Origin of the sequence: Mariniflexile sp. HMF6888 (genome assembly GCF_044335535.1) — a bacterium.
Classification (GTDB): Bacteria; Bacteroidota; Bacteroidia; order Flavobacteriales; family Flavobacteriaceae; genus Mariniflexile.
Window position 1 is genome coordinate 253903 of the sequence record NZ_JBIQVZ010000003.1, and the last position, 18397, is coordinate 272299.

Below are 18397 nucleotides of genomic sequence, written 5' to 3' on the forward strand. Positions count from 1 at the left end.
AAACAGTTAATGATAACAAGCATTTTTAATAAATCTAAGCCAATAAATTTTATCATTGTTCTTTTCATTACGGTTCTAGCTTTTATAACTGCCAGAGAGAATTTAGTAATCGAAACAGTAACAGCCGCTTTCGTTGCTAAACAAATAGCTATTTTTTTTATTTGTATTGCTACCATACTCATATTTAATTTTATTATTTCTAAAAATAATTTAACCAAAAGCAATACCTACGAAATTTTATTGTTCAGCTTGTTTTTATTAGCCATGGTTCAAACAACAAGCCATACGAATATTTTATTATCAAATCTTTTTGTGTTGTTGGGCTTAAGAAGAATTATAAGTTTACGCTCGCAAAAAAGTATCAAAAACAAACTTTTTGATGCAGCTTTATGGGTAGCAGTAGCGTCATTGTTTTATTTTTGGACCATCCTTTTTGCTATTGTTATAATTCTGAGTTTAATATTTTATTCAGATAACAATATAAGACATTGGATAATTCCTTTTATAGGTATAGCAACTGTTTTCTGCATTGCAGTAGGCGTATCTGTAGTTGTTTATTATGATTTTTTTGAAATATTTAAATCGTCTCGAAGTGTTAGTTACGATTTTAGCCCCTATAATTCTACTAAATATTTAGTAGCCATAACTATGCTGTTTTCTTTCGGGATATGGTCCTCCATATTTTATTTGCAGAACATTAAAAGGAAGAAAAAAGGATTAAGAGCCTCTTTTAAAATTGTTATTATAGCAGCTATTATGGCATTTGTATTGATACTGCTAGCGCCTCAAAAAAATGGCAGCGAATTTTTATTTTTATTTGCACCGCTAGCCATTATCATTACAAATTATATAGAGATTATAGAAGATAAATGGTTTAAGGAAGTGTTTCTTGCTGTTTTGGTGCTTATCCCATTTTTGTTGCTAATGCTGTAGTTTTTCTCCAAAAGCTAAATCGCCCGCATCACCCAAACCAGGAACAATATACCCTTTATCATTTAAAGTGTCATCGATGGTTGCAATCCATAAATGGGTAGATGCATCAAAGTGGTTTTCAACATAATCAATACCTTTTTGCGCACCAATAACACTAACCAAATGTATTGCTTTAGGCGTCCCAAATGGTTTTAAAGCTCTAAACGTAGTTGCCATCGATTGTCCAGTAGCCAACATAGGATCTGCTAAAATAAGTGTTTTGCCTTCCAAGTTTGGGCATGTCAAATATTCAACAATAATTTCAAAACTTTCTGTATTGTGTTTATGGTGGCGTCTGTATGCCGAAATAAAGGCGTTTTCAGCAGCGTCAAAATAATTGAGTAACCCATTGTGTAGCGGTACTCCGGCTCTTAAAATGGAGCACAAAACAATATCATTTTCTAATACATGAATAGCAGATGTTCCTAAAGGTGTTTTAACAGAAGTTGCCCTATAACTTAAAACCTTGCTCATTTCATAACCCATAATCTCGCCAATACGTTCAATATTTCTTCGAAAGCGCATACGGTCTTTTTGAATTGAAACATCTCTAATTTCAGAAATAAAGGTGTTTAGAATAGAATTTTGTTGCGATATATTATGAATGTGCATAAGTTTCAATCTTTCATTTTGAATGATAAAGTTAATTATTTAGACTTATATTTACACTCTTAAAATTAATACATCATGTTTACAAGTAAAGCCAATAAAATATTTCAAGACGTTATTGAAAAATATCACATCGTTAATACGGTTGATCAACCCTTTGAAAATGCTTATCCAGAAAGTAATTTATTAGAACATTTATTATACAGAAAATGTTGGATAGATACTGTGCAATGGCATTATGAAGATATTATTCGCGATCCACAGATAGACCCGGTTGCAGCTTTAACTTTAAAACGACAAATTGATGCTTCTAATCAAGATAGAACGGATATGGTAGAATATATCGATAGCTATTTTTTAGAGCAATACAAGCATGTAACACCAAAGGAAAACGCAACAATAAATACCGAAAGTCCAGCTTGGGGTGTAGATAGATTATCCATCTTAGCGTTGAAAATCTATCACATGAATGAAGAAGCAACGCGTACAGATGCCACTGATGCTCACCGTGCCGCTTGCCAAAAAAAGTTAGACATTTTGCTAGAGCAACGAGTTGATTTAAGTACAGCTATCGATACACTACTAAGCGATATTGAAAAAGGCGATAAATACATGAAGGTTTACAAGCAAATGAAAATGTATAATGATGATGAGCTTAACCCTGTATTGAGAGGGCAGAAATAAATGTTTGTCATCCTGAACTTGTTTCAGGATCTCATCAATAGAAGTTGAGATGTCAAAAAAAATAAAGCATATACTCGTTATTCGTTTGTCCGCCATGGGCGATGTGGCTATGGCAGTGCCTATTTTACGCGCATTAACACAGCAATATCCAGAAGTTAAAATAACCGTTTTAACCAGGCCTTTTTTTGCACCTTTCTTTAAAAATTTACCAAATGTTTCGATATATTCTGTAGACCCTAAAGAGAAACACAAGGGAGTCATTGGACTTTATAAACTTTCAAAAGAATTAAGGAATTTAGGGATTGATGCTGTAGCGGACTTGCATAATGTGCTGCGAAGCAAAATCTTAAAATTATTTTTATTTGGAATAAAAACGGTTCAAATAGACAAAGGCAGAGCCGAAAAGAAGGCATTGGTTAGGGGTGAAAAATTTCAACAACTTAAAACAACGCATCAACGTTATGTCGACGTTTTTGAAGCTTTAGGTTTTAAGTTAGATATGTCAAATCCAATATTTCCGGAAAAATCAATTTTAAATGATAGAATCAAATCAATTTTAGGAGATGTTTCTAAAAAACTGATAGGAGTGGCCCCTTTTGCTGCCCATGAAGGAAAAATGTATCCTTTAGATGTCATGAAAGATGTTATTAAAGCACTTTCAAAAGATTATAAAGTGGTTTTATTTGGCGGTGGACAAAAAGAAATCGGCATTTTAAATGAGTTTGAAACTGCTTTTGAAAACATTGTTAATGTTGCAGGAAAACTTTCTATGGACGAAGAACTAGATGTTATTTCAAATTTAGATGTGATGCTTTCTATGGATTCTGGAAATGCACACATGGCTGCTATGCTAGGTGTAAAAGTAGTTACCATTTGGGGCGTAACACACCCGTTTGCAGGTTTTGCACCATTTAAGCAACCGGAAGATTACGCTCTTTTATCAGACAGAAACCAATTTCCAAAAATTCCAACGTCGGTTTACGGCAATAAATATCCAGAAAACTACAAAGAAGCTTCTAGAAGTATTTCTCCAGAAACTATTATTGAAAAGATAAGAATGATACTCTAAAAGGTCTAAAGCAAAGCGTGTTCTAACAATCTAAATTTCTAATTAAACATCATCATAATCCACCACGATACTCGGTGTTGTAGGGTGCGCTTGACAGGTAAGTATTAACCCTTGGGCTACTTCATTTTCGGTTAAAATATTGTTTTGTCGCATAATAACTTCACCTTCCTTTAAACGCGCTAAACAACTACTGCAAATACCTCCTTGGCACGAATATGGGGCATCAATATCTTCATCTAAAGCTGCTTCTAAAACCGTTTGTTTTTGCGACATTTCAAAAGTAGTGGTCTCATCATCAACGGTTACAGTTACCATTGTTTTTCCAGAAGGGGCTGCTTTTTCTTCAATTTCAACAGGTTTTGCTGCTTTAAAAAGCTCAAAGTGAATGCGGTCTGCATCAATACCATTATCGGTTAACACATCTTTTACGGTATGAATCATGGCTTCGGGTCCGCAAAGATAAAAGGCATCAACCTCTACATGTTTATGTTTATTTAGCATCACGTAATTAACGGTGCTCTTTTCAATGCGACCAAAAATAGAATCGTCTTTATCTTGTTTGCTAAATACAAACTGTATGGAAAAACGGTCTTTGTACTGATGTTGAAGCTCTAAAAGTTCGTTTAAAAACATGGTGTCTTCGGTAGACTTATTTCCATAAACCAAAATAACTTTACTATACACTTCCTCTTCTAAAGCACATTTTATAATGCTTAAAATAGGTGTAATTCCGCTTCCTGCAGCAAATGCCGCTATATTTTTTGTTTTGGAATCGTTAGGTTCAAAAATAAAACGCCCTTTTGGTGGTGCCACTTCTATGGTATCACCAACGTTTAGATTATTGTTTGCATAGGCCGAAAAGGTACCATCTTTAACCTCTTTTACGGCCACCTGAAGCTCGCCACTTTTTGGTGATGAACAAATAGAATAATCGCGTCGCACCTCACTATCATTAAGGGTTGCTTTTAAGGTTATGTACTGCCCAGCTTTAAAAGAAAAAGTAGATTTTAGGTTTTCGGGCACATTAAAAGTAATACTTATAGCTTTATTGGCTTCTTTTTTTATATTTTTAATCGAGAGTTTGTGGAATGATGGCATGTGTAAATTTTTGACAAAAATACTAAAGTTGAATGGTAATACCATTTAATCTTTAAAATTACTGTAAGAAGTGATTTAAACTTTTTCTTTTACCTGTAACAATTAATATAAAAACCTTACTAACAAATAGAATTAAACGAGTTCATTTAATAAATAACCGATAAAATCATCAAATGAAAAAATTATTATTAGTATCCATGTTTTTAATTGCCGTGGTAACTCATGCCCAAGAAACTTCTGATTTTAAAACAGAAACCATTGAATTTATAAAATTAACTGGAGCTGGTGCTGCGTTTGATAATGCCATTTCCCAAATAGGCTTTAATGTGCCCGAAGCTAATAAAGAAGCATATACTAAAGAAGCCTCTGCAACATTAGAAGGGTTATATGGTAAAATTGCCGATTTATATATGGAGGAATTTACTCAAAGTGAAATAAAGGAATTAGTAGCGTTCTACCATACCGATTTAGGAAAAAAATTAGCAACAAAACAATTGGGTTTAACACAAAGAGCGGTGACCTTTGGACAGTCTTGGGGCATGGAAGTGAGTCAGATAGCTCAAAAATATAACGAGTAGGAAATGATTAAAAACTTTTTAAGTTTAGAATGGAAGTCGTTTTTTAGGTCTGCCAACTTTGGAAAAGGGTTGGCTATAAAAATACTCATGGTATTCTTAGCGCTCTATTTTATAACTATTTTTTTAGGCATGGGACTTGTTTTATATCCAGGACTTAAAAAGGCTTTTCCAGAGAAAGACCCGTTAACCATTGTAAACAACATGTTGTTTTATTGGATTATTGGCGATTTAATTTTTAGGTTTTTCTTTCAAAAGCTACCCGTTATGGCTGTAAAGCCTTTGTTGCTACTACCCATTAAAAGAAAGGAAATTGTAAACTATGTTTTAGGAAAATCGGTAACCTCTTTTTTTAATTTGCTACCTCTTTTTGCCATTATTCCATTTGGTATTACATTAATTGTACAAGATTATCCAACAGTTTCGGTGTTAACTTGGATGCTAACTTTAATGTTGGTAACGCTCATCATTAATTTTCTAAATTTTATTATTGAAAATTTTTCAACTGAAATTGAACTATCCTTTTTACCTATTATAAGTGTTGTTGGGGGCCTATTTGCACTTAACTATTTCAATATTATTTCGTTTTCTGAAATTTTTTCCGATGGGTTCGAGGCTATTTATAAGTCACCTATCTTTATTGTGATTCCGATTATAATTTTAGTGGTTTTATATGTCATAAACTTTAAATTATTAAGAAGAAAACTGTTTCTTGATAGTGGCTTAAAAGAAAAAGTAAGGGAAGTACAAACTTCAAATTTAGATTGGACAAAGAATTTTGGAGCTATTGCCCCTTTTATGCAATTGGATTTAAAACTAATTTGGCGTAATAAACGAACCAAATCATCTGTTTGGTTGGTATTAATAGGATTATTTTATGGATTGTTTTTTTATCCGCAGCCAACTTATCAAAACATGCCATGGTTTTTTGCGTTCATTGGCATTTTTTCAACAGGCATTTTTTTAATCAATTTTGGGCAGTTTATCCCTGCTTGGGATAGTGGTTACTATAAACTGCTTATGAGTCAGAATATTAAATACGAGCAATACCTACGGTCTAAATTTACATTAATGGCATTAAGTGTCGTCATATTATTTGTTTTGGGTATTCCGTATGTGTTCTTTGGGTGGAAAATTTTATTGGCACATTTTGTCGCAGCTATTTATAATATAGGGGTTAACACGCATGTCATTTTATATGGTGGTTCTTTTAATAGAAAAAAGATAGATTTAAGCCAAAAAGCAGCCTTTAACTACCAAGGTACAGGTGCTGTGCAATGGCTTATAGGGATTCCATTATTACTTATTCCTATGGGAATATTTGCCTTGTTTTATTTCCTAATTGGATTTGAGTTAGCTTGTTTAGTTTTAGCAATACTGGGCATTTTGGGTATAGTATTTCATCAAAAACTAATGAAAGGCATTACAGCCAAATATTTACAATCAAAATATAAAATGATTGATGCTTTCAATCAAAATAACTAACAAAACAACATCATGATAATAACTTCAAACTTATCAAAAAAATATAATGGCATTTTAGTTTTGAATATTGAATCCTTAACCATTCCCAAAGGACAAAGTTTTGGGTTGGTGGGCAATAACGGTGCTGGTAAAACCACTTATTTTAGCTTGCTTTTGGATTTAATTCAGCCAACAACGGGTTTTATAAAAACAAACGATATACACGTAAATAAAAGTGAAGATTGGAAACCTTTTACCGCTGCTTTTATTGATGAAAGTTTTTTAATTGGCTATTTAACCGCCGAAGAATATTTCTATTTTATTGGTGAATTACGTAACCAAAACAAGGCAGATGTAGATAAATTAATAACACAGTTTGAAGATTTTTTCCATGGTGAAATACTAAATCAGAAAAAGTATTTACGTGATTTAAGTAAAGGAAACCAAAAAAAAGTAGGTATTGTGGCTGCTTTAATTGGAAACCCTGAGGTTATTATTCTAGATGAACCCTTTGCTAACTTAGATCCAACCACACAAATCCGATTAAAAGGTATCATTAAAAATTTAGCTGAAAAACAAGGTGTTACTGTGTTGATTTCTAGTCACGATTTAATGCATGTAACCGATGTTTGCGAACGTATTGTGGTGCTTGAAAAAGGCGAAGTTGTAAAAGATTTGGCAACCAATGCCGCCACTTTAAAAGAATTGGAAGTCCATTTTTCGGGAGCTGAGGTTGTTTAGGGCCCAGTCGCAGTTTTAGTAGTAGTTTAAACAATCATTCGTCTTCGGTCTTCCGCCACCCGTCATTTTCCAGCTTCGCGCCTTCGCACCTTCGCGAGCAAAACACCCAAATTCGACAAATAGAATATCAAATAGCCAGACACTATACAACAAACCAAACAGTCACCGTATCATCCACTCCGCACCTTCGCGTCTTTGCGCCTTAGCGAGCAAAATTTCTAGGTTTCACAAAGAAAGCATCATACAACAATACGCCACACAACTAAACAAACAACTTCACTTCATCCAAAAACCACGTCATTTTATGGGTTAATCGAAAAAGATGCTTATTTTTACCCGCTTACATAATATAAGCACAAGTTTATAGTTATTTATTTAGACTAAAAATGCCAGCATTGAAAATACCTTTTAAAGCAACCTTGGTTTTTGCTTGTTCTATTTTATTGTTAGTAAGTTGTTCTAGAAAGAAGGACAAATTCATTAACAGAAATTTTCATGCTGTTACAGCAGAATTCAATGCACTTTACAATGGTTATAATGCCCTAGAAGCAGGAAAAAGTAGTTTAAACGATAGCTATCAAGATAATTATTGGGACGTTTTGCCCATCGAACGCATGCAAATCTCAGAAGAGGTCATGCTGCCAGGGCAATCAAAAAACGAAAATTTTACCACTGCTGAAGAAAAAGCAGTAAAAGCCATTCAAAAACATAGCATTACGGTTGAAGGTAAAGAAAAAAATCCGCAAATGGATGAAGCCTATTTACTTTTAGGAAAAGCCAGATATTTTGACCAGCGTTTTGTGCCTGCTCTAGAAGCATTTAATTATATTCTCTACAAATACCCTGCAAGTGATAAAATAAACCAAGCGAAGATTTGGCGCGAAAAAACCAACATGCGTTTGGATAATGATGAACTTGCTATTAAAAATTTAAAACGGTTGTTAAAACAAGAAGAGTTGGAAGGGCAAGATTTAGCCGATGCCACATCTATGTTGGCACAAGCGTACTTAAATACAAAATCGGTTGATAGCGCCATTACTCAACTGGAAATAGCTTCAAACGCTACAAAAAATAATGATGAACGTGGACGTTATAAATTCATTCAAGGGCAATTATATAATGAATTAGGCAAAAAAGACAGTGCTAATTTGGCTTTTGATCAGGTTATTGAACTCAATCGTAGAACGCCCCGAATTTATATGATTAGTGCCCATATAGAAAAGATTAAAAATTTCGATTATGAAAAAGGCAACAAGTTTGAGTTGTTAGAATTAATTACCGAACTAGAGGAAAATCGAGAAAACCGCCCGTTTTTAGATAAAATTTACCATCAAAAGGCAGTATATTATTTGCAGAACAAGTCCGATACTTTAGCCATTACATACTTTAATAAATCATTGCGAACCAATTCTCCCGATAAAATTTTAAGAGCTAAAAATTACGAAACTCTGGGAGATATGAATTTTGATAAATCTATTTACCAAGAAGCAGGAAACTATTACGATAGTACCATGACAAGTTTGGTTTTAAATTCGAAACCATACCGTATTATAAAGCGCAAACGAGATAATTTAGAAGACGTTATTTATTACGAAGCCATTGCCAAAGTTAACGACAGTATTTTGAATTTAGTCAATTTATCTGAAGATGAGCGCATTGCGTATTTTGATGGATTTATTGAAAAGCTAAAAATAAAAGCAGAAAAAGAAAAGGAAAAAGCCGAAGCTGCTGAACGCAACACAGGTTTGGTAACGGTTAACAATAATTTGGCAGGAAACCAACCAGTTCGTACGGGGACGCCAACACAAGCAGCTATGTTTTATTTTTACAACCCAACCACAGTGGCTTATGGTAAAAATGAATTTGTAAAAATTTGGGGAGATAGAGCCTTGGAAGATAATTGGAGGTGGTCTAACAAAGGAAATTCAGGAGCAATAAACGATTCACCAGTAAGCAATCTTTTAGTAACGGCTTCAGAAGACGAACTATTCGATCCGCAATTCTACATGTCCAAAATTCCTTCCGAAGCAAAAGAAATTGATAGTATTTCTAAGGAAAGAAATTATGCCTATTATCAATTAGGGTTGATTTATAAAGAGAAATTTAAAGAATACGAATTGGCAAAAAGTAAATTTCAAAACTTACTTAATAGCAATCCTGAAGACCGATTAATCTTGCCTTCAAAATACAATCTGTATAAAATTTATGAGCTTTTAGGAGAAGATGCTGAAGCTGCCATTGCAAAAACGGATATTGTTTCAAATTACCCAGAATCTAGATACGCTACTATTTTAAACAATCCAGAATCGGCATCTGCTAAAGACGAAAACAGTCCCGAAAGCCTGTATGAAGCACTGTATCAAAAATTTGAAAACCAAGAATATGTCGAGGTAATCTCTAAATGTGAAGCATACATCAAAACGTTTGATGGCGAACCTATTGTGCCGAAATTAGAACTTCTGAAAGCAACTTCAATAGGGCGTTTGTACGGTTTAGAGGCTTATGCAAAAGCCATTAATTACGTTGCAATTACTTTTGCCAATACACCCGAAGGTAAACAAGCACAAGAAATTGAATCTAATGTATTGCCACGATTAACAAGTTCAGAATTTATTCAAGAAAATGACAGTATAACAAACAATTATAAAGTGATTTTTAAATTTGAAAACCCGAAGCAAGATCAAGTTGCTAGTTTTCAAAAGACATTGGATGAGGTATTAAAAAACATCAAATATTATGCATTAAACTCATCGGTTGATGTGTACGACCCTAACACCACATTTGTATTAGTTCATGGATTAAAAAATGCCCAAGTGGCAAAAACCTTTAACCAGTTACTAACAAAAGAAGATAAGAAAAAAATTAAAGAACCTTATTTTGCAATAACATCTGCAAATTATCAAATCATTCAAATTCATAAGAATTTGGATGCCTATTTAAATACAGGTAATAACACTATAAATAAATAGCATTATGTTTAAAGACAACAAGAAAGAGAAACAGTCTGCCGAAGGCTTATCCAGTCAGAATATTATTTCGCAAGGCACTAAAATAGTTGGCGATTTTAATAGTGAAGGCGATTTTAGAATTGATGGAACCTTAGAAGGCAACATAAAAACCTCTGGTAAAGTGGTAGTAGGAAAATCAGGATTAGTAAAAGGCACGTTGCAAGGAACTGATGCTTATTTTGAAGGTAAATTTTCTGGGAAAATAGCCATATCTGGTACGTTAACCTTAAAATCATCAGCAGTAATTGAAGGTGAAGTTGTTGCAGGAAAACTAGCAGTTGAACCAGGCGCCACATTTAATGTGACTTGTGTTATGAAAGGGACCGTAAAAGAAATGAACAAAGGTGGACAACAACAAGGAGCAGGATCCGAAAAAACCGCTTAAAAATGCTGTTATCCTTACTGGAATAGCATTTCAAATGGGTATAACGATTTACCTTTTTATTATGCTAGGTAAGTGGTTGGACACAAAGTTTTCTAACGGTGGAAAATTATTCTTAATTATAGGCACGCTGCTTGGTGTTGCCATTTCTCTCTATGTTGTTTTGCAGCAATTAAAGAAGTTTAATAATTAATGAGGAAATTATTAATAGTAAATATTTTAACAATAGCTAGTGTGTCTATTGTCACCTATTTTATTTACATGTCTATTCTACAATCTATACAAGCACCCATACATGAAAATCAAATTCTATTGGCTTATGTTATCAACACCATATTGGCAATAGGTATTATGTCGTTTATGTTTTTATTTAAAAAACGTTTTAAAGACCAGTTAGGATTTATTTTTATGTTGGGTAGTTTTATAAAGTTTGCATGCTTTTTTGTTTTTTTTTATCCAGCGTATAATTCAGACGGAGATATAACGCGCGACGAATTTTTGTCATTTTTTATTCCGTACACCATTTGCTTGATAACTGAAACCGTAACATCTATAAGGCTTCTCAACAGATTAGACGCTAATGAATAAGTAAAAAATAACCCTTGTAAATAATGTGAAATTTTGTTTTTTGATTTTAAGATAAAAACATACCTTTGCACCGATTTTTAGCCCACTATTAATTAAGTGATATGCAAAATATAATGTCATTAAAAACTATCTGTTTGTTGCTTGTCTTTATGACAAGCCTTTCTTTTGCTCAAGAAAAGATGCATCTAGAAGAAATTGCCCCTGAAGTAGAAGGCAAACAAGGTTTAAAGGAAGAAATAAAAGAATACATTAATCATCACTTATTAGATTCCCACGATTTTGGTTTATATTCTTATGAAAACGATGAAGGAGAAAATGTTCACATTGGTTTTCCTCTTCCAGTAATTTTATGGGATAATGGGTTGCAAGTGTTTTCATCATCTAAATTACATCACGGTGAATCTGTAGCTGAGGTTAATGGAAATTACTACAAATTATATCACGGCAAAATTTATAAAACAGATGCTGAAGGTACTATAAACCATGACGAACATCATCACGCAACAAACTTCAAGCCTTTAGATTTTTCAATTACTAAAAACGTATTTACCATTTTCTTAGTAGGGTTATTGTTGTTCTTCATGTTTGGTAGTATGGCTAAATCGTATAAAAAAGCAGCCTTACCAAAAGGCATGGGGCGTTTGTTAGAGCCAATCGTACTCTATATTCGCGACGATATCGCAATTCCAAACATTGGAAAAAAACACTATAAGCGTTATATGAGTTTCTTATTAACTGTGTTTTTCTTTATCTGGATTATCAATTTATTAGGGTTAACACCTCTTGGGGTTAACGTAACAAACAATATTGCAGTAACATTAGCATTGGCGTTATTAACTTATTTAATAACAACGTTTACAGCAAACAAAAATTATTGGGGACATATTTTCTGGATGCCTGGGGTGCCATGGCCAATGAAAATTATTTTAGCACCAATAGAATTACTAGGTACATTTATTAAGCCTTTCTCTTTATTAATTCGTTTGTATGCAAATATTACTGCAGGACACATTGTATTAATGAGTATTATTGGTTTAATGTTTATCTTTAAAAACTGGTTAGGAAGTTCATTATCATTTGGTTTAGCATTTGTACTATCCTTATTAGAACTTTTAGTGGCAGCTTTGCAGGCATATATCTTTACAATGTTATCGGCATTGTATTTTGGGTCTGCTGTAGAAGAGCATCACCACGATGACCATTAAATTGTAGTTTTTTCATTTCCATGCAGATGGGAATCTAAATTGAGTGTTTAATTTTTAATATATATATTATGACTATTCCAAACATTGTAGGAGCTGGTTTAATTGTTATCGGTGCTGGTATTGGTATTGGTAGAATTGGTGGACAAGCTATGGAAGCTATTGCTCGCCAACCAGAAGCCTCAGGAAAAATCCAAACAGCTATGCTTATTGCAGCTGCACTTATTGAAGGTATTGGATTTGCTGCTTTATTTGCAGCTTAAAAAAACAAAAACAGCTATAACGGTTGGTTATAGCTGTTTTTTAAATTAAAAATTAACTCGTATAACAAGATATATAAATGGAAAAACTAATTGAACAATTTTCATTCGGATTATTCTTCTGGCAATTATTATTATTTGTTGGATTGGTACTTTTATTAAAAAAGTTTGCTTGGAAACCAATTCTTGATGCTGTAGAGAAAAGAGAAGAGGGTATTAAAGGAGCATTAGAATCTGCTGAAAAAGCAAGATTAGAAATGCAAAACCTTCAAGCAGATAACCAAAAGTTATTAAAAGAAGCAAGAGCAGAGCGCGAAGACATGTTAAAAGAGGCAAGAGACATTAAAAACAAAATGATCGAAGATGCCAAAGGTGAAGCGCAAGATCAAGCTAACAAAATGATTGCCCAAGCAACGGCAGCTATCGAAAGTGAAAAGAAAGCTGCTATGGCTGAACTTAAAAGTCAAGTTGCTGGTTTATCTTTAGAAATAGCTGAAAAAATAGTACGTCGCGAATTATCTGGCAAAGGCAAACAAGAAGAATTGGTTGAGTCTATGTTAAGTGAAGCTAAATTAAACTAAAAACATGGCAGGAGCAAGAGCAGCAATACGTTACGCAAAAGCAGTATTAAGTTTAGCATCAGACAGAAAAACAATCGATGCTGTAAATGAGGATATGAAGCTAATTGCCAATACTATTGCACAAAGTAAAGACTTAAGCGATGCGCTTCAAAGCCCTGTACTAAGTGCTTCAGTAAAAAAATCGGTTTTATTGGAAGTTTTTAAACAATCAGATAAAACAACTTTAAGCTTAATTGATACTTTAGTAGCAAACAATAGAATTGATATTTTAGAAGATGTTGCTGTAAAATACAGCCAGTTATTCGATCAATCTAAAGGTATTGAGGTTGCTACGGTAACAACCGCAATTGCTTTAACCGATGCTTTAAAACAAAAAGTATTGGCAAAAGCAAAAGAACTTACAGGAAAGGATATTGAAGTGCAAAGTATTGTAGATGAAAGCATTTTAGGAGGTTTCATTTTACGAATTGGCGATTTACAATATAATGCAAGTATAGCAAATCAATTAAGTAAATTAAAAAGAGAATTCACATTAAACTAAAATAATTCAGAGTTCTGGATTCTGAATTCAAAATTAATAAAGATGGCAGAAGTAAAACCAGCTGAAATATCAGCAATCTTAAAGCAACAACTAGCAGGTTTCGAAGCAAGCGCTTCTTTAGACGAAGTTGGAACTGTATTAACTGTAGGTGATGGTATTGTACGTGCTTACGGGTTAGCTAACGCACAATATGGTGAGTTAGTGGAATTTGATGGCGGTTTAGAAGGTATCGTACTTAATCTTGAAGAAGATAACGTAGGTATCGTATTATTAGGGGTTTCTAAAGGAGTTAAAGAAGGTTCTACAGTAAAACGCACAGGTCGTATCGCTTCTATAAATGTTGGGGAAGGTATTGTTGGACGTGTGGTAGACACATTAGGAAATCCAATTGATGGCAAAGGTCCTATTTCTGGTAAAACTTATGAAATGCCTTTAGAGCGCAAAGCACCTGGGGTTATTTTCCGTGAGCCAGTTACCGAGCCATTACAAACTGGTATTAAATCTATCGATGCAATGATTCCTGTAGGTCGTGGTCAACGTGAGTTGGTTATTGGTGACCGCCAAACTGGTAAAACAGCGGTTTGTATTGATACTATCATAAATCAAAAAGAATTTTATGATGCAGGAAATCCTGTATACTGTATATATGTTGCCGTTGGTCAAAAAGCATCAACCGTAGCTTTAATTGCAAAAACGTTAGAAGAAAAAGGCGCTTTAGCTTATACCACAATAGTAGCTGCAAACGCATCAGATCCTGCAGCAATGCAAGTGTATGCACCGTTTACAGGAGCTTCTATTGGAGAGTATTTTAGAGATACGGGTCGTCCAGCATTAATCGTGTTTGATGATTTATCTAAACAAGCCGTAGCGTATCGTGAGGTGTCTTTATTATTACGTCGTCCACCAGGACGTGAGGCGTATCCTGGAGACGTTTTCTATTTACACTCACGTTTATTAGAGCGTTCTGCAAAAGTAATTAACAATGATGAGATTGCTAAAAACATGAACGACCTTCCTGAATCGTTAAAACCGATTGTAAAAGGTGGTGGTTCATTAACAGCGTTGCCAATTATTGAAACACAAGCAGGAGACGTATCAGCATATATCCCAACAAACGTAATTTCTATTACAGACGGACAGATATTCTTAGATGGTGATTTATTTAACTCGGGTGTACGTCCTGCTATTAACGTAGGTATTTCGGTATCCCGTGTGGGAGGTAATGCTCAGATTAAATCAATGAAAAAAGTAGCAGGTACTTTAAAATTAGACCAAGCACAATACCGTGAACTAGAAGCGTTTGCTAAATTCGGATCTGATTTAGATGCGGTTACTTTAAACGTGATTGAAAAAGGAAAACGTAACGTTGAAATCTTAAAGCAAGCACAAAACGATCCGTTTACAGTTGAAGATCAAGTAGCTATTATTTATGCAGGATCTAAAAACTTATTAAGAGACGTCCCTGTTGAAAAAGTAAAAGAATTTGAAAGAGATTATCTAGAATTCTTAAAAGCAAAACATGCGAATGTTTTAGCAGACTTAAAAGCAGGGAAATTAACAGATGAAGTTACAGATACATTAACCGCTGTAGCTAAAGATTTATCTGGAAAATATAGAAATTAATTTTGAATTAAGAATTCAGGATTAAGAATTATGAGTTATCATAAAAGTGGTAATGTCATAGTAGATAAAAGTTTTTATTTTGCTTGTGATATTGGCATTTATGCTGAAAAGCTCAAAGAAAAACGTTTTTTTGAAATAGCAAATCAGTTGCTAAAATCTGGCACTAGTATAGGTGCTAATGTGAGAGAATCACAAAGAGGAGTTAGTATAAAAGATTTTAAAAATAAATTAGGAATTGCTCTTAAAGAAGCAGACGAAACATCCTTTTGGTTGGACGTTATAGAAGAAACTAACATTTATGAGGTTCCTTCAAAATTAAGAGAAGATTGCGAAGTTTTGATTAGACTATTAGTTTCAATTATCAAAAATTCATAATTCATAATTCATAATTCATAATTTGAACTATGGCAAATTTAAAAGAAATACGTAACAGAATAACATCGGTGTCTTCAACCATGCAGATTACCAGTGCCATGAAAATGGTATCGGCTGCTAAGTTAAAAAAAGCACAAGATGCTATTACAGCAATGCGTCCTTATGCAGATAAGTTAACCGAACTTTTACAAAGTTTAAGTGCCACTTTGGATGCAGATTCTGGAAGCAAATATGCTACGCAGCGCGAGGTTAAAAAAGTTTTAATTGTGGCTGTTACTTCTAATAGAGGTTTAGCTGGAGCATTTAATTCAAATATTATAAAAGAAGTTAACAGATTAGCCTCTAAAACCTACGCCAACAAAGAGGTTTCGTATTTAGCTATTGGAAAAAAGGCAAATGACGCTTTTAAAAAGACCAATAAAGTTATTTCAAATAAAAGTGCTATTTATGATGATTTAACCTTTGATAATGTTGCTGAAATTGCTGAAATGTTAATGGCTGAATTTGTTGCAGGTGAATTCGATAAAATTGAAATTGTTTACAACAAGTTTAAAAATGCAGCGACTCAAATTGTAACTACTGAACAATTTTTGCCAATTGTACCGGTTAAATCCGATTCAAATGTGAATTTAGATTACATTTTTGAACCTTCAAAAGTTGAAATCGTTGAGCAATTAATACCTAAATCGTTAAAAACACAGTTGTATAAAGGCATTAGAGATTCTTTTGCTAGCGAACACGGAGCGCGTATGACGGCGATGCACAAAGCAACAGATAACGCAAAAGAGTTAAGAGATCAGCTTAAATTAACTTATAATAAAGCGCGCCAAGCATCTATTACCAATGAAATTTTAGAAATTGTTGGTGGTGCGGAAGCATTGAATAATTAGGCGTAGCCAAATGCTTAAAATAGCGAAGCATTGAACAATTAGGCGCAGCCAAATGTTTAAAATAGCGAAGCTTTAAACAATTAAACCCTATTACAGCTAAGGGTTTAAATAAAATCGAACCTCACTTTTAAGTGAGGTTTTTTTATGGCATTACTTTTGAAACGCTATCTTTATAATGAAGTGGTTTAAACTTTTTCGCTTCAATCGAAAAAGTTTAAACCACTTCAATACCAATATTTGTAAAGATGGGATTATTCAGAAACCTGCTTTTTTTAGTTTTTATGTTTGTCATTATGGTGATTTTTTCACAATGTGCTACAGGGAAACAACTTGAAACAAACTTACCATTTGAAATAGGTGATGTTTATTACCAAGAATGGGTAGCAGATGTAAAAGGTGGAGGCACTGGAGTGACTATTTTTATAACGCTTCAAGAAAACCCCAGTGATATTATGCTAGACAGTGTTTATTTTCAAGGGAAAGAAGCAAAATTAGAATTTGTAAACGACACCGTTTATATGGGTCGGTTGGAATCTAAAACGGTCCTAAAAAAGGATATTATAATGAGCATTGAACCATATGCAGAATATGGTAATAAAGTTCCCAAAATACCTAAAAAGCCACGTTTTCAACTTAAAGAAGACGAATGTATTGTGAGCTACAAAACGTCCAATGAAGTAAAGTATTTTAAAATTGAGAACATTAATTAAAAGTAAGCCTCACTATTTGTGGGGCTTTTTTGTTTCCTATCACAGAATATATCGATAAAACGCATTTTAATAAGACTATATAATGTTTTTTAAAGTAAATTCTTAATTTTTGTATTTATTTAATATCTTTATTATATCCATTTTTAACTTAACCTAAATTTACCATGAAAAAAAATTATCTTTTATTTTTTACTTTAATATTTTTAATCTTTTCGCATTTTGCCAAAGGACAAACACTAACATTTACATCTGATGCGGGAAGCCTTTGGAATGATGGCATTGCAACGGATGGAGAAGGTGGTTCTATAGATATTTCAGGTTTGACAATAGAAATTTATAACGTAAATGATGCATTAAATAATATTGTTGAATTGGAATGGAAATCAAATGTTGATTTAGCTATCTCTCCCGACAACTTTGCAGGATTAACTACTTTTACTGTTCCTTATGGCTCTACGCTTGGTTGGAAAGGCCAAATTATCAAAGAAGCTTCAGGACTTGAATTTCAAATTAATGCTTTTGATTGGTTTGATTGGGGTAATTATAATGAACAATCCATGATAGTTACAGGTTTTAAAAATGGCTTAGAAGTTGCCACAACAACTTTTCTTGGAAACAATAGTGGTAATAGAGTTCCAGTAACTTTAAATTCAGATTTTGATAGTGTTGATGAAATTAGAATTTTAACCGCTTCTGGCACAACATATCCTGCAATAAATAATATAGAAATAGCAAGTGCAGTTTTAAGTACCAAAGCTAATTTATTTACTGAAGTAAAGGTAATTGCAAAGAACAGAAAATTTATATCGAATACTAAAGGTGCTGTTATAGAAGTATATGGCTTATTAGGACAAAAAATAGAGAATGAAAACTTATTATCTGGAATTTATATTGTAAAAGTCATATTGAAAAATGGTAAATCAATTGCATTAAAAAGGTATTTGTAATTAAACATACAAATAATAAACAAAAGCTTCACTATTTGTGAGGCTTTTTTGTTTAGTGATTATTTTCATAGCTGTGTT

General features: G+C 33.3%; 21 protein-coding genes. 19 read left to right on the forward strand and 2 right to left on the reverse strand.

Annotated elements, in window-relative coordinates; translation table 11 throughout:
• Positions 1 to 9 precede the first annotated feature (9 nt).
• Complete coding sequence (locus ACGLWY_RS09665; RefSeq protein WP_396619475.1) at positions 10 to 933, forward strand: DUF6427 family protein; 924 nt, start codon at positions 10 to 12, stop codon at positions 931 to 933.
• Here ACGLWY_RS09665 and upp read toward each other — a convergent pair.
• Positions 922 to 1584 (reverse strand): uracil phosphoribosyltransferase, encoded by a 663-nt coding sequence (upp, locus tag ACGLWY_RS09670; RefSeq protein ID WP_396619476.1) that lies wholly within the window; start codon positions 1582 to 1584, stop codon positions 922 to 924. The two genes, ACGLWY_RS09665 and upp, sit on opposite strands and share 12 nt — an antisense overlap.
• A gap of 75 nt (positions 1585 to 1659) precedes the next feature.
• Between upp and ACGLWY_RS09675 the strand changes: the two genes are divergently transcribed.
• Together ACGLWY_RS09675 and ACGLWY_RS09680 are read left to right on the forward strand one after the other, a co-directional pair.
• On the forward strand, positions 1660 to 2265 hold the full coding sequence (locus ACGLWY_RS09675; RefSeq protein ID WP_396619477.1) for a DUF4254 domain-containing protein: 606 nt from the start codon (positions 1660 to 1662) through the stop codon (positions 2263 to 2265).
• Between the two features lie 49 nt (positions 2266 to 2314).
• Positions 2315 to 3334 carry a glycosyltransferase family 9 protein gene (locus ACGLWY_RS09680; RefSeq protein WP_396619478.1) on the forward strand — a complete coding sequence of 340 codons (1020 nt, stop codon included), beginning with the start codon at positions 2315 to 2317 and terminating at the stop codon, positions 3332 to 3334.
• Between the two features lie 42 nt (positions 3335 to 3376).
• Here ACGLWY_RS09680 and ACGLWY_RS09685 read toward each other — a convergent pair whose 3' ends face one another.
• Positions 3377 to 4432, reverse strand: a complete 1056-nt coding sequence (locus ACGLWY_RS09685; RefSeq protein ID WP_396619479.1) for a 2Fe-2S iron-sulfur cluster-binding protein — start codon at positions 4430 to 4432, stop codon at positions 3377 to 3379.
• A gap of 173 nt (positions 4433 to 4605) precedes the next feature.
• Here ACGLWY_RS09685 and ACGLWY_RS09690 point away from each other — a divergent pair, with 173 nt between their 5' ends.
• From ACGLWY_RS09690 to ACGLWY_RS09765, 16 genes are all read left to right on the forward strand, one after another.
• Positions 4606 to 5010, forward strand: a complete 405-nt coding sequence (locus ACGLWY_RS09690) for a DUF2059 domain-containing protein (RefSeq protein WP_396619480.1) — start codon at positions 4606 to 4608, stop codon at positions 5008 to 5010.
• Positions 5011 to 5013: 3 nt separating this feature from the next.
• Positions 5014 to 6492, forward strand: a complete 1479-nt coding sequence (locus tag ACGLWY_RS09695; protein ID WP_396619481.1) for a DUF5687 family protein — start codon at positions 5014 to 5016, stop codon at positions 6490 to 6492.
• Positions 6493 to 6504: 12 nt separating this feature from the next.
• On the forward strand, positions 6505 to 7212 hold the full coding sequence (locus ACGLWY_RS09700; RefSeq protein ID WP_396619482.1) for an ABC transporter ATP-binding protein: 708 nt from the start codon (positions 6505 to 6507) through the stop codon (positions 7210 to 7212).
• A gap of 386 nt (positions 7213 to 7598) precedes the next feature.
• Positions 7599 to 10181: a tetratricopeptide repeat protein gene (locus tag ACGLWY_RS09705; protein WP_396619483.1), complete on the forward strand. Its 2583-nt coding sequence runs from the start codon at positions 7599 to 7601 to the stop codon at positions 10179 to 10181.
• A 4-nt stretch (positions 10182 to 10185) separates the two neighbouring features.
• Positions 10186 to 10605, forward strand: a complete 420-nt coding sequence (locus ACGLWY_RS09710; RefSeq protein ID WP_396619484.1) for a polymer-forming cytoskeletal protein — start codon at positions 10186 to 10188, stop codon at positions 10603 to 10605.
• On the forward strand, positions 10565 to 10795 hold the full coding sequence (locus ACGLWY_RS09715) for an AtpZ/AtpI family protein (RefSeq protein ID WP_396619485.1): 231 nt from the start codon (positions 10565 to 10567) through the stop codon (positions 10793 to 10795). The genes ACGLWY_RS09710 and ACGLWY_RS09715 overlap by 41 nt, the downstream gene beginning before the upstream one ends.
• Positions 10795 to 11190, forward strand: a complete 396-nt coding sequence (locus ACGLWY_RS09720; protein ID WP_396619486.1) for a hypothetical protein — start codon at positions 10795 to 10797, stop codon at positions 11188 to 11190. Before ACGLWY_RS09715 ends, ACGLWY_RS09720 begins: the two co-directional genes overlap by 1 nt.
• 101 nt (positions 11191 to 11291) lie before the next feature.
• On the forward strand, positions 11292 to 12395 hold the full coding sequence (gene atpB / locus ACGLWY_RS09725) for a F0F1 ATP synthase subunit A (RefSeq protein WP_396619487.1): 1104 nt from the start codon (positions 11292 to 11294) through the stop codon (positions 12393 to 12395).
• A 68-nt stretch (positions 12396 to 12463) separates the two neighbouring features.
• The gene (atpE, locus tag ACGLWY_RS09730; protein ID WP_162880152.1) at positions 12464 to 12655 is read left to right on the forward strand and encodes an ATP synthase F0 subunit C; all 192 of its coding nucleotides are present in this window, start codon (positions 12464 to 12466) and stop codon (positions 12653 to 12655) included.
• Positions 12656 to 12732: 77 nt separating this feature from the next.
• A complete protein-coding gene (locus tag ACGLWY_RS09735) occupies positions 12733 to 13233 on the forward strand; it encodes a F0F1 ATP synthase subunit B (RefSeq protein ID WP_396619488.1) in 501 nt (166 codons plus the stop codon).
• Positions 13234 to 13237: 4 nt separating this feature from the next.
• Positions 13238 to 13774: an ATP synthase F1 subunit delta gene (atpH, locus tag ACGLWY_RS09740; protein WP_396619489.1), complete on the forward strand. Its 537-nt coding sequence runs from the start codon at positions 13238 to 13240 to the stop codon at positions 13772 to 13774.
• Positions 13775 to 13816: 42 nt separating this feature from the next.
• Complete coding sequence (atpA, locus tag ACGLWY_RS09745) at positions 13817 to 15397, forward strand: F0F1 ATP synthase subunit alpha (protein WP_396619490.1); 1581 nt, start codon at positions 13817 to 13819, stop codon at positions 15395 to 15397.
• 30 nt (positions 15398 to 15427) lie between these two features.
• Positions 15428 to 15772, forward strand: coding sequence for a four helix bundle protein (locus ACGLWY_RS09750; RefSeq protein ID WP_396619491.1), 345 nt, complete (start codon positions 15428 to 15430; stop codon positions 15770 to 15772).
• A gap of 29 nt (positions 15773 to 15801) precedes the next feature.
• Complete coding sequence (atpG, locus tag ACGLWY_RS09755; protein ID WP_396619492.1) at positions 15802 to 16662, forward strand: ATP synthase F1 subunit gamma; 861 nt, start codon at positions 15802 to 15804, stop codon at positions 16660 to 16662.
• A gap of 245 nt (positions 16663 to 16907) precedes the next feature.
• Positions 16908 to 17372, forward strand: coding sequence for a hypothetical protein (locus ACGLWY_RS09760; RefSeq protein ID WP_396619493.1), 465 nt, complete (start codon positions 16908 to 16910; stop codon positions 17370 to 17372).
• A gap of 164 nt (positions 17373 to 17536) precedes the next feature.
• Complete coding sequence (locus ACGLWY_RS09765; protein WP_396619494.1) at positions 17537 to 18319, forward strand: hypothetical protein; 783 nt, start codon at positions 17537 to 17539, stop codon at positions 18317 to 18319.
• Positions 18320 to 18397: the final 78 nt, after the last annotated feature.

Coding starts and splice junctions, on each gene's coding strand:
- ACGLWY_RS09680 (WP_396619478.1), top strand. CDS start 2,315: ATGTCAAAAAAAATAAAGCATATACTCGTTATTCGTTTGTCCGCCATG.
- atpH (WP_396619489.1), top strand. CDS start 13,238: ATGGCAGGAGCAAGAGCAGCAATACGTTACGCAAAAGCAGTATTAAGT.
- ACGLWY_RS09700 (WP_396619482.1), top strand. CDS start 6,505: ATGATAATAACTTCAAACTTATCAAAAAAATATAATGGCATTTTAGTT.
- atpB (WP_396619487.1), top strand. CDS start 11,292: ATGCAAAATATAATGTCATTAAAAACTATCTGTTTGTTGCTTGTCTTT.
- ACGLWY_RS09735 (WP_396619488.1), top strand. CDS start 12,733: ATGGAAAAACTAATTGAACAATTTTCATTCGGATTATTCTTCTGGCAA.
- atpG (WP_396619492.1), top strand. CDS start 15,802: ATGGCAAATTTAAAAGAAATACGTAACAGAATAACATCGGTGTCTTCA.
- ACGLWY_RS09765 (WP_396619494.1), top strand. CDS start 17,537: ATGAAAAAAAATTATCTTTTATTTTTTACTTTAATATTTTTAATCTTT.
- ACGLWY_RS09685 (WP_396619479.1), bottom strand. CDS start 4,432: ATGCCATCATTCCACAAACTCTCGATTAAAAATATAAAAAAAGAAGCC.
- ACGLWY_RS09760 (WP_396619493.1), top strand. CDS start 16,908: ATGGGATTATTCAGAAACCTGCTTTTTTTAGTTTTTATGTTTGTCATT.
- atpE (WP_162880152.1), top strand. CDS start 12,464: ATGACTATTCCAAACATTGTAGGAGCTGGTTTAATTGTTATCGGTGCT.
- ACGLWY_RS09705 (WP_396619483.1), top strand. CDS start 7,599: ATGCCAGCATTGAAAATACCTTTTAAAGCAACCTTGGTTTTTGCTTGT.
- upp (WP_396619476.1), bottom strand. CDS start 1,584: ATGCACATTCATAATATATCGCAACAAAATTCTATTCTAAACACCTTT.
- ACGLWY_RS09710 (WP_396619484.1), top strand. CDS start 10,186: ATGTTTAAAGACAACAAGAAAGAGAAACAGTCTGCCGAAGGCTTATCC.
- ACGLWY_RS09675 (WP_396619477.1), top strand. CDS start 1,660: ATGTTTACAAGTAAAGCCAATAAAATATTTCAAGACGTTATTGAAAAA.
- ACGLWY_RS09690 (WP_396619480.1), top strand. CDS start 4,606: ATGAAAAAATTATTATTAGTATCCATGTTTTTAATTGCCGTGGTAACT.
- ACGLWY_RS09665 (WP_396619475.1), top strand. CDS start 10: ATGATAACAAGCATTTTTAATAAATCTAAGCCAATAAATTTTATCATT.
- ACGLWY_RS09720 (WP_396619486.1), top strand. CDS start 10,795: ATGAGGAAATTATTAATAGTAAATATTTTAACAATAGCTAGTGTGTCT.
- ACGLWY_RS09695 (WP_396619481.1), top strand. CDS start 5,014: ATGATTAAAAACTTTTTAAGTTTAGAATGGAAGTCGTTTTTTAGGTCT.
- ACGLWY_RS09750 (WP_396619491.1), top strand. CDS start 15,428: ATGAGTTATCATAAAAGTGGTAATGTCATAGTAGATAAAAGTTTTTAT.
- atpA (WP_396619490.1), top strand. CDS start 13,817: ATGGCAGAAGTAAAACCAGCTGAAATATCAGCAATCTTAAAGCAACAA.